The following is a 9,665-nucleotide window of genomic DNA, read 5'->3' as shown; positions in this document are numbered from 1 at the left end:
AGTGGTCGAGATATTCACGGTCGGCGGCGGCGAATACATCGTCAACGTCCTGAACGCCGTCGCCGCCTGGACCGGCGCCGCCGGCTACAAGAGCCTGATCCAGGTCGCGCTGGTGATGGGAATGGCGCTGGCGGTCATCGTGCTCGCCTTCAATCAGGACTGGCGCGCCTGGCTCAACTGGTTCCTCGGCGCGACGCTCATCTACATGTGCCTGATGGTGCCGCGGATGGACGTGCACGTCACCGACCGCGTGAATCCCGGCCTCGCTCCGGCCACGGTCGCCAATGTTCCGCTCGGGCTCGCGCTGATGGCGAGCTTCACCAGCCAGGCCGGCGACTATCTCACGCGTTCGGCGGAGCTCGTCTTCGGCCTGCCGGACGATCTCAACTATTCGAAGAACGGCATGATCTACGGCGCGCGGCTGCTCGAGGCAACGCGTTCCCTGCGCATTAACGATCCCGAGTTCGCCGCCAATTTCGACGAGCATGTCCGGCAATGCGTGTTCTACGACCTGCTGCTCGGCCGCTACTCGATGAAGGAGTTGTCGCAGAGCAACGACATCTGGGCGGCGATCGCGCCCGGCAGCGCGGCGCGCGCGCAGAAGTTCGTGACCCGCCAGGCTGATGACAGCGTCACCGCCTCGATTGTTACCTGCCGCGAAGCCTATACGTCGCTATCGAACCAGTGGGCCGGCCTCATCGACGAGATGACGCTGGTCGCGGGCCGCCAGCTCTACCCGCGCCAGACCGAAGCGCTCGCCAGGGCCAAGCTTCTCGCCGACCTGCCGGTCGCCTATCAGTATCTGAGCGGCGTCTCGCAAAGCGCGAGCGCCATCTTCCGACAGGTCCTCACCATCAATGCAATGAACCAGGCGATGCACGGCTTTGCCGGCGCGAGCGGCACGACCAGCGTCGATGTCTTCGCGCAGACCCGCGCCGATATCCAGACCGAGCGGACCTATTCGTCAATCGCGCACAATGCCATGAAATGGGTGCCTATCCTCAACGTCGTGCTGACCGTCGTATTCTACGCGCTGTTTCCGGTGCTCTTTCCGCTGTTCCTGATGCCCAGGAGCGGACCTCTAGCGCTCAGGGGCTACGTCACGGGCTTCTTCTATCTTGCCGCCTGGGGGCCGCTGTTCGTCATCCTGCACATGATCCTCATGTTCAAGGGCGCGAGCGATGTCGCGGCAGCCAGCGGCAGCACAGGGCTGAGTCTGGCGACCTTTGGCGGAATGAGCGACGTCAACAGCGATATCGGCGTGCTGGCCGGCTATCTCGTCGCCTCGGTGCCGTTCCTCGCCGGCGGCGTCGCCAAGGGCGCCATGGCCATCTCCACCCAGGCGACCTCCTACCTCAACCCGAGCCAGAACGCGGCCGAGGAAGCCGCGCGCGAAGCGAGCACGGGTAACGTCTCGCTCGGCAATTCGAACATCGACAATTCGAGCGTGTTCTCGCGCCAGTTCGCCCAAGGCAACCTTGCGCCCAACATCGCCTATGGCGCGGGTCAGACTCGCAGCTTCGGCGAGAGTGGCACGCAGACCACCGGCTTCCCCGGTGCCGAGTTCGCGCATGTGCCGACGTCGAGCTATCCCTTCAGCCCGACGCTGGGCCAGGATTTCAGTGGTAGGCTCTCGACCATGGCGAGCCAGAGCCGCGGTCAGAGCGAGACCTTCTCCAACCTCGCCCAGCAATCCACGAGCTCGGCGGTCACGCGGTTCAACGAGATCCGCGATGCTTACACGCGCTCGCGCTCGAACGAGAGCGTCAGCGGTACTTCCACCAGCGACAGCATCGGTAGCGCGTTCAACGAAGTCGACAGCGCTTCCAAGACGCTTCAGCAGCAGTTCGGGCTGTCCCGCCGCGCCGCTGACGACATCACGGTGTCATGGTTCCTGAATGGTGACGCGGGTGTGGGAGCTAAAGCTGACGGAAAGGTCTTCAGTGGTACCGCTGGAGTGCGCGGCGGCCGAAACCAGAGTTGGACCGACAGCGATATCGGGATCGCTTCGGAGGAGCGGTCGCGGGTGCTTGGTGCGCTCAGGCAGATCTCCGAGAGCCAGAATTGGTCGACCACGCGCGAAGGGTTCTTGCGCGAGACAAGTTCGAGCTCGGAAGCGCTGGTTTCGAGCAATGCCTCAGGTCTCACCACTTCGCTCACCGAGGCGCAGAGCTACACCGTCGAAGCACGCCGCGCCGAAGAGCTTGCCAGCCGCCTCGAGAATCAGGCGAGCTGGTACGAAAGCGCCACTGCGGCCGGATCGCTCAATCTCAGCCAGGCCTACCGCGAGTGGGGCATGGCCGAGATCGAAGCCAACCGGGATTATTACGGCCCGGTGCACTTCGATGACATCGAGTTCCAGATGAGCGCCCAAGGGCAGCAGTTGCAGGCGCGCTTCGTCGAGAGCTACGCGGACCGGTTGCATGGTGACATCGCCGACGACCTTGTTCTGCCTGCCTTTGCGCCGATTTCACGCCCCGACGTAAGTTCTCAAAGCGATGTGCGTGGTTCGGTCAGGCTCGGAGGACCACCAAGAGAGTTGTCGGGCTCGTCCGGCGATCGCGAGGAGATTGAGCAGGAAGTCGCGAGAGTTCAGGAGCGGGGCGAGCAACGAGTGGACCGCGTTACAGATGACCTGGAGGGTAGAACGCGGGACGCACGAGGTGCGTCAGCGGAAGCTGCCGACAATGTGAAGAAGTGGTAGATCAAATCAACCCGTCGTAGATTATCACATATGCGATGAAGCCGAGCGCAATGATCCCGGCAAAGATCAGGGCCCTTCGCTCCCATGGATCGGCCCAGGCCTTCTTCCAGGTGTATGCAGCCATTCGGTCGTCGGCGATAGCCCGGTCGACCTCGCGAAAGCCCTGCCAATCCTGGCCGCCGGAGTTCCTGGATTTGTCTGGATCACTCATCGACCAACTCCTTCACGAACCAGAACCGCCCACCTCTGCTCTTCCTGGGAGACGTTGGAGGCGCGCAGCCAGCAACTTAACTCAAAAGTTTCGGGAATACGATATGCCGGACTTGGACCTTTGCATCGGCGATGGCAGACAATCCTAATGAAGCACGCGATCCTCAGAACGACTTGGCTGGCATTTGCATGACGTTCCAGCGCAGATCAGAGAAGCAGCGTGTTGGCAAACCGGGGGCGGTGATCTTCGACTTCCGCCAGGAGTTACATCGGCAGAAACGGGCGAAACGCCGATCGCTCGCGATGCTTGTTGGCGGTGGTCTGCTGGCGGGAGCTATCGGCGGGCTCGTCGGAATCAACTGTCGATTCAGTACGGCGAGCGCGCAAGCAAGGGCGATGCATAGCTTCGCCGTGTGCGGAACTATTCGAAAGACGTGCGTGGTAGATGGCGACACGATCTGGCTCGAGGGCGTGAAGATCCGCATTGCCGATATCGACACGCCGGAGATTTCCTCGCCGAAATGCAATGCGGAGTACGAGAGAGGTATTCGTGCGCGCGATCGGCTTGTGGTGCTGCTCAACGGTGGCGAGTTAGAGCTGCGCCCGATCGGAAACCGCGACGAGGACCAGTTCGGACGCAAGCTTCGCGTCATAATTCGAAGTGGCAGATCGTTAGGTGATCAGCTGGTATCGGAAAACCTGGCCCGCACCTGGACCGGTCGGCGGGAGTCGTGGTGCTGATGCGCGATTGGCAGACCGACGAAGAGCGCGCCGAGGACGAAGCGAACGCCTGGAAACTCCATCTCGAAGCGTGGGTGATCGGGGCCGCGATGCTGTTCGCGATCGCGTGCGCTGTCGGTTGGCTGATGTGACCCTCACACGAGAGCAGGAATTGTGGGGCGTGGCGCTTTGGGTTGAGAAGGCACACGGCAATCGCGGGCCTTCTTTCATTGCCGAGAGAATAGACGCCCTTGCTCGATGTGGTGAAAAGGACGGGGCTCGGCTGTGGCAGGAGGTTGCTCGCCGTTTTGACAGGCTCGCGGACCGGCAGGAAGACGATCCGTCCTCGTAAGGCCTTTGCCTTCACTGCCGCGTTCGATCCGATCGAGATAGGCATTCAACCTTTCAAGAGTGCGTCGTCTGGGGCGCCTCCCCGTTCTCAGGTCGAGTACGAACCTTGGGTCACCGACTGCGCGGCGGCCGAAGCGTGTTGCGGAGATGCGGTGCTTGATGAGATGTATCTCGATCCGGTCCAACAACGTCATTGCTACTAACCTCGACTCGCATCTTGCTTGTGTTCCTGTTATGTTCTTATTAGGAAGACTCTCGTGAGTCTAGGAAGAATCCTACACCCGACGAGAAGCATGAAGGACCGACCATGGAGAATGTCAGGGAAGAACTCGACCGGCTGATCCAGAAGCACAAATATGGCTATGCCGCGATCTCCAGGCTGCTGGGGCGCAATGCCAGCTACATCCAGCAATTCATCAAGCGGGGCTCGCCCCGGAAGCTCGACGATGAAGACCGCAAGATCCTGGCGAGCTTCTTCGGCGTCGACGAGCAGGTTTTCGGCGGTCCGGCCAACGTCGTGTGGGACGGCCTCGTGGAAATCCCCGTGCTCGATGTTGAAGCGTCCGCGGGTTTCGGCGCTGTGGCCGCCAGCGAGACTGCGCAAACGCGCTTCGGGTTCGATGAGCGCTGGCTGCGAAGTCTGACTTCGGCGAAGAGCGCCAGCCTATCAATCGTGCGAGTGATGGGGGACTCCATGGAACCCACGCTCAGCGACGGCGACGAAGTCCTCGTCGATGCGTCCGACCACGCTTCGCGGCTGCGCGACGGAATCTACGTCCTGCGCGCCGACGATGCGCTTGTGGTGAAGCGCGTCGCCATCAAGCCCGGAGGCAAGCAGATTACGATTGCCAGCGACAATCCCGCATATCCGACCTGGAGAGACATGAACCGCTCGGAAGTACACGTGGTCGGGCGAGTGATCTGGTTTGGACGGGCGCTTTAACCTGGGCGGCAGGGGGTGGGTCGGGTCTGCTCTGGCCGGTTTCGAGTTCTGAAATGGGTGAAGCAGGCGTTCCGTCGAACCTTTCTCGATGTCAGCAGCCGCGAACATACCGGTCTTCGAAGATCTAAGTCCGCTTCCTGAAACCGGTCCTTCGTTCATCACGCTGGCGCATTGAGGCGATCGACTTTCTTTGGGACATTCCTGCCGTTCCTAGGCGGCGTGTCGAATGGCAGGTCTGTTCAGTAGCCGACGTCCAGCGTTTGCCCGACCGGCATCGCAGAACGGCAGAAAGTAGGCCAGTTGCCGAATGCAGCTTTAGTGGGCGATATTTAGATAGCTGCCGCTTGTTGAGTCGGTCTGTAACGTCGAGGCTTCATCGTCCGACCGCGAGTAGATTGCCTCCGCGTCGCGGTGGTGCCGAAGGCTCTCCGGCCGGTACGGCTTCACCTTCCCCATCTGCGGAACGTGGGGCGCGCCTAGCCGCTCCAGCACGGTCGGATGCAGCTGCGCCTCGGGGTGTATGTCGCGGTCGGCGTGAGTCCACACTAGGCGGCGTCCGGTGATACTTCGCAGCCAGGCCGGCTGCGCATTCAGCATTCCGGTCCGCTCGCTGTGCTGGAGACCGAGCGCGTTCGGCGACGTAACCAGCCGTTCGTCCAGTACGGTCACCGTATCGCCCATGGCGGCCTTCAACTCCTCCACCATCCAGCGCAACGCGATATCCGACAGCCTGGACTCCTCCTCCGGATAGCTTCCGCCGATGTCAGAGTGGTTGCCGGCGAACCACGTCTGCACCAGCCAGTCCTCCCGCCCGCGCTCCTTGTGCCAGGCTAGGTCCGACGGTCGGCCCCACCCGACCCGTGGGAAACGCGCGCGGTCCTCGTCGATCGAGAGCGCGTGACGCAGAAAACGCACCTCGCGGTCAACGTATCGATCGTAATGCTTTCCGCTCCACCAAGCGAGGTGAACGTGACCAAGCTGGTAGCCCCAACGGCGCCAGTGCCACCACGGTTTGCTGAGCGCCGTGTCGTCTGCGAACGTCTTTACCTGCGACCAGAACGATGTCGCGAACCAGTAGAGTGCAGACAGCGGAAGCAGCGCAGTGATCGCAGTCATCCACCAAGGCGCGAGCGACGCGACCAGGATTGTTAGCCCGACCAGCAGCAGCATGCCAGTCAGCGCGATCACCGCCGCGGTCCGGCTGCCAAGTGCCGCCACCGTGTCGAACACGCCGACGAAGTCCGGTTGCACATTCCCCTGGCCCTCGCCCTCGCTTCCCGTCCCCTCCGACGCGAACTTGGCGCGGAAGCGCGCGGCAAGAATCTCGCGCTCGGTCTCGTAACGGTCGCGTTTTGCGCCGGCCCCGTGATTATAAACCTTCCGCACCGCCTCCGAGGCGATCGTCCGCAACTCTGGGCCGTACCGCGGCACCGGTCCGCCGTCGGCGTCGTGGGTCGGGACGCCGCACAAGTTAAGTACGTTGGCCAGCGATCTTGCGGTGTAGGCGCCGCGGCTGAAGCCAAAGATGCAGATGCGGTCGCCCGGCTCGTAGCGCGCAATGATTGCGGCGTAGCAGTCGATCACGTTCTCATCGATGCCGGTGCCGACCGCAGCCGCCAGCACGTTGCGGACTCGTTTGAACGTGAGCCCGCCGGTCTCGCCAGCACCAAGGCCGGCGTCGTAGAAGGGCAACTGCTTGCGCGGGTCGATCGGGGAATCCGGACCCGGCCGCATCGCACGATACATCTTGTACACGTTGGACAGTCGCTGGTCAGGACGCAGCCCGCCGATCTGGCCGGTGCCGTCCGAGAAGATGAGGATGGTTTTTGTCATTCCCATTGCGCCCCTGCTTTACTTTCCTACTATATAATCATTGAGCAAGTAGATTAACTCTATCCGCGATCGACTGTTAGGACGCTCCTGAATGCCTGATTTGGGAAGGGAACTGAAAACCAGACTTGCTACTAACTTACGGACATCGCACGAACATGTCTGCGGGATCGACCAAGAACATAGTCGCGACATTGTGTCCCGACGCTTCCGACAGGCTTCGCGCAATGGCTGGCAACTCGGCGAGTGCCCGCGGGACATCATCCATTTCAATAGGATTTGAAGATTCCGGCGGATCGATCCGCAGCACATTGTTCTTGCCAACCAACAGATAGGCCTGACCGAGCGCATTCTTGCACTGTGCCCGCGCAGCCGCTTCGAATGCCCGCAGGAACGCCCAGTGCCGGACCCCGCCGGATCGTACGCCCTCACCAAGGGTGAACTCCGAGTCTCCGGTGCCCAGGCTAAGTATTCGAATATTCTCCCGGGGCACGTCGTAGCAAGACAGCACGTCGACCAGTGCGTTCATGACCGGGTTGTTGGCCCAGATGCCGCCATCGAACATGAAAAACCCGTCGTTGTCGACAGCAGGATAGTAGGATGGCGCCGCACTTGTATGGAGCGCTACATGCGCAAATCGCTGGTGCCGGTCCTTCTGGTAGTCGGGATGATGGGGGGTCTTGTACAGGAAGGGTTCGCCATGCCGGCCCTCGAAGCTCGGAACGACGAGGCGCGTGGTGGCATCATCGAGCACCTTGTCGCCAAAGATCGACAGCAGTTCGTCGCGCAAGGCCGACTGGTCGTGCTTGGGGCGAGAAATCCAGCGCAGCAGGCGCCGCCATTTTCGCCAGCCCGACAGGTCCGGAAAGATTCGGGTCCCTCGATTAACATAGATCTGCAGCGCTTCGTGAGCGCTCATACCGTGGGCAAGCGCGAGGGCGATGATGCCCCCGGTCGAGGTGCCCGCCACCATGTCGAAGCAAGTGACGATCGAACGACCGTCAAGAAACCGCCGCTCCATCTCGGCGAGATAGGCGGCCGGGAAAACGCCCCGTATGCCACCGCCGTCGATCGAGAGAATCCGGAATAGCCGATCCTTTGGCCAGGGCTGCTTGATCCGGACATGCTGGATCGTTCCGTCAGACCGACGCGCGGGGACGTAGGTCATACCGGTGCACCTAATACGGGAACCGCGCTGCCGTGCCTGCCGCCACCCGTCCAGCGACCCGTCATCAGCCAAAGTTCGTAGCAGGCGATCCAGTCATACGACCAAGGGACGGTGGTCTCGGCGAGTGCCATCGACGCGTTCCACTGGTCGGTCGCAGGGTCGAATAGGCACAGCGTGGGATCGTCCGACGGCGGATAGACGTGCGGAAGCTGTCCTTCGACATTGCCGGGCAGGCGGATCAACGCCGGTGAAAGGATCCTGACATGGGGTACATCCCCCAGCGCATATCGGATTTCGATGCGAAACCGGCCGAACTGGGGCCGGACATCGCCCCGCCAGGTTGCGCATTGCATCTGGCGATTGAGCCCGTGGACTGAGAAAGCTGGCCAGGCGCGCCGCAGTGCCGCGACCTGTTCCTCGATGGTCAGGACGCGACCGACCATCAGAAGCGATAGCCGTAGAAGCAGTGTGGTCGCGCCTTTACAACGCTTGGGCTGGCAGTCGCCGCCACGATTCCCGCCGTCGGCAGCAACAGCCCACCTTTACGCGTATAGCGCTGGTCGGCTGACTGGACGCCGGCGCCGATCTCGTCCGCCATCCGGTCCGCCGCCTTGGTCACGACCCGATCTCCAAACCGATTGCGCAACCAGTCCATCAGCTGATCGGCCGACTGATTGCCGCGCTTCGCGGCCTCGAGGCCGGCGACCAGTTCATTCAGATATACGGCGAACTCGTCCTGCTGGCGGATCGTCTCGGGCCAGCGGTCGGTGAACACGTCATCCTCGCAGATCGGATTTGCGACGTGGAGCTTCTGCCCGTGGCGCGACGCGTGCTCAATATCGCCGATAATCCAGTTGGCGAGGCGGATGACCATTTCAGACAGAGTGCTGTCGGGCTTGGCAGCCATGCCGGCATAGTAGGACAACATCACCGATGGCGGGACCCGACCGTCATAGTCGGCATAGCGAATGTTGCGGAAGCGCTTCACCAGCTGGAGCGCCAGCGTCGCCGTGTTCTTCACCACGAACTCGCATTGGTCGGGCACTTCATCCACCTCCGCGTCGGCGCGCAGGCTAGAGGCCTCGAGGTTGAGCCAATGGTCGTGGAACGCCTTCGCCATGCGGTACTCAAGCGGCGTGCGACCACAGTACCATTCGGCAAAGCCAAAGCCGTTCATGTCGACGAAGCGGTCGTCCGTCGAAGCGATCGGCCCCTTGGCGTGGGTGATGTAGCTCTCGCGGTCGAGCGTCCCGTAGGCACGCAAACCCGGCGTGATGTCGAGATGCATGCGGTCGGCATAATACAGGGTGACACAGCGTGACTGGCGGACGACCTTCCTGACCGGATAGTCCTTAAGCGCGCGCTCCAGCTCCAGAAGGATGGCGAGCGGGCCCATCTGGCGAAACCGGCCGCCGAGTTGCGAGACAATGTCGAGATCATATTCATCGTCCGTGCCCCGATTGGAAATCGTGGCATCGATCGCCATCGAGCCCTGCGGATAAAAGTGCTCGATCTGATCTTCGAATGCCGCATCGGCCTCCAGATGCGCACGCACTGCGGCGTAGCGACCCCCAGCGTTTCGGTGAAGCGACGGGGGCAGCTGCGCGCTGAGCGCGATTTCCGCCAAGATCCGGTCGAGCGGATCATCGAACGGGTTGCGGCCCTGAGGTGAGAATGGTGCGTTCACTTCTTTCTCCTTGGGCCCACTTCAGTTCAGCCTCTAGATAGCTTGAATATCG

Annotated in this window: 10 protein-coding genes; 5 read left to right on the top strand and 5 right to left on the bottom strand. The window is 61.9% G+C overall.

The annotated features are described in order from the left end of the window. Window position 1: 1 nt before the first annotated feature. A complete protein-coding gene (locus GRI40_RS11995; protein WP_160611792.1) occupies window positions 2-2,704 on the top strand; it encodes a conjugal transfer protein TraG N-terminal domain-containing protein in 2,703 nt (900 codons plus the stop codon). Window position 2,705: 1 nt separating this feature from the next. Here GRI40_RS11995 and GRI40_RS11990 read toward each other — a convergent pair whose 3' ends face one another. Beyond that, window positions 2,706-2,915 (bottom strand): hypothetical protein, encoded by a 210-nt coding sequence (locus tag GRI40_RS11990; RefSeq protein WP_057883296.1) that lies wholly within the window; start codon window positions 2,913-2,915, stop codon window positions 2,706-2,708. A gap of 131 nt (window positions 2,916-3,046) precedes the next feature. Here GRI40_RS11990 and GRI40_RS11985 point away from each other — a divergent pair, with 131 nt between their 5' ends. The 4 genes from GRI40_RS11985 (at window position 3,047) to GRI40_RS11975 (ending at window position 4,928) form a co-directional block, all read left to right on the top strand. After that, window positions 3,047-3,655: a thermonuclease family protein gene (locus GRI40_RS11985; RefSeq protein WP_235510494.1), complete on the top strand. Its 609-nt coding sequence runs from the start codon at window positions 3,047-3,049 to the stop codon at window positions 3,653-3,655. Continuing rightward, window positions 3,646-3,786, top strand: a complete 141-nt coding sequence (locus GRI40_RS11980) for a hypothetical protein (RefSeq protein WP_160611791.1) — start codon at window positions 3,646-3,648, stop codon at window positions 3,784-3,786. The genes GRI40_RS11985 and GRI40_RS11980 overlap by 10 nt, the downstream gene beginning before the upstream one ends. Next, entirely contained in the window at window positions 3,726-3,986 is a 261-nt protein-coding gene (locus GRI40_RS14160; RefSeq protein ID WP_407701072.1) for a DUF6961 family protein, read from the top strand. The genes GRI40_RS11980 and GRI40_RS14160 overlap by 61 nt, the downstream gene beginning before the upstream one ends. A 306-nt stretch (window positions 3,987-4,292) precedes the next feature. Further along, window positions 4,293-4,928, top strand: coding sequence for a S24 family peptidase (locus tag GRI40_RS11975; protein ID WP_160611790.1), 636 nt, complete (start codon window positions 4,293-4,295; stop codon window positions 4,926-4,928). A 315-nt stretch (window positions 4,929-5,243) separates the two neighbouring features. Here GRI40_RS11975 and GRI40_RS11970 read toward each other — a convergent pair whose 3' ends face one another. The 4 genes from GRI40_RS11970 to GRI40_RS11955 form a co-directional block, all read right to left on the bottom strand. Continuing rightward, a complete protein-coding gene (locus tag GRI40_RS11970; RefSeq protein WP_160611789.1) occupies window positions 5,244-6,761 on the bottom strand; it encodes a phospholipase effector Tle1 domain-containing protein in 1,518 nt (505 codons plus the stop codon). A 136-nt stretch (window positions 6,762-6,897) separates the two neighbouring features. After that, window positions 6,898-7,926: a CBASS cGAMP-activated phospholipase gene (locus GRI40_RS11965; protein ID WP_160611788.1), complete on the bottom strand. Its 1,029-nt coding sequence runs from the start codon at window positions 7,924-7,926 to the stop codon at window positions 6,898-6,900. Then, window positions 7,923-8,369: a type II CBASS E2 protein gene (locus GRI40_RS11960; protein WP_160611787.1), complete on the bottom strand. Its 447-nt coding sequence runs from the start codon at window positions 8,367-8,369 to the stop codon at window positions 7,923-7,925. Before GRI40_RS11960 ends, GRI40_RS11965 begins: the two co-directional genes overlap by 4 nt. Further along, entirely contained in the window at window positions 8,369-9,553 is a 1,185-nt protein-coding gene (locus tag GRI40_RS11955; RefSeq protein WP_202390338.1) for a nucleotidyltransferase domain-containing protein, read from the bottom strand. Before GRI40_RS11955 ends, GRI40_RS11960 begins: the two co-directional genes overlap by 1 nt. Window positions 9,554-9,665 lie beyond the last annotated feature (112 nt).

Origin of the sequence: Tsuneonella aeria (assembly GCF_009827495.1) — a bacterium.
GTDB classification, from domain to species: Bacteria; Pseudomonadota; Alphaproteobacteria; order Sphingomonadales; family Sphingomonadaceae; genus Tsuneonella; species Tsuneonella aeria.
Note: the sequence above shows the minus strand (reverse complement) of the source record. Positions and strands in the feature narration are given on the sequence as shown.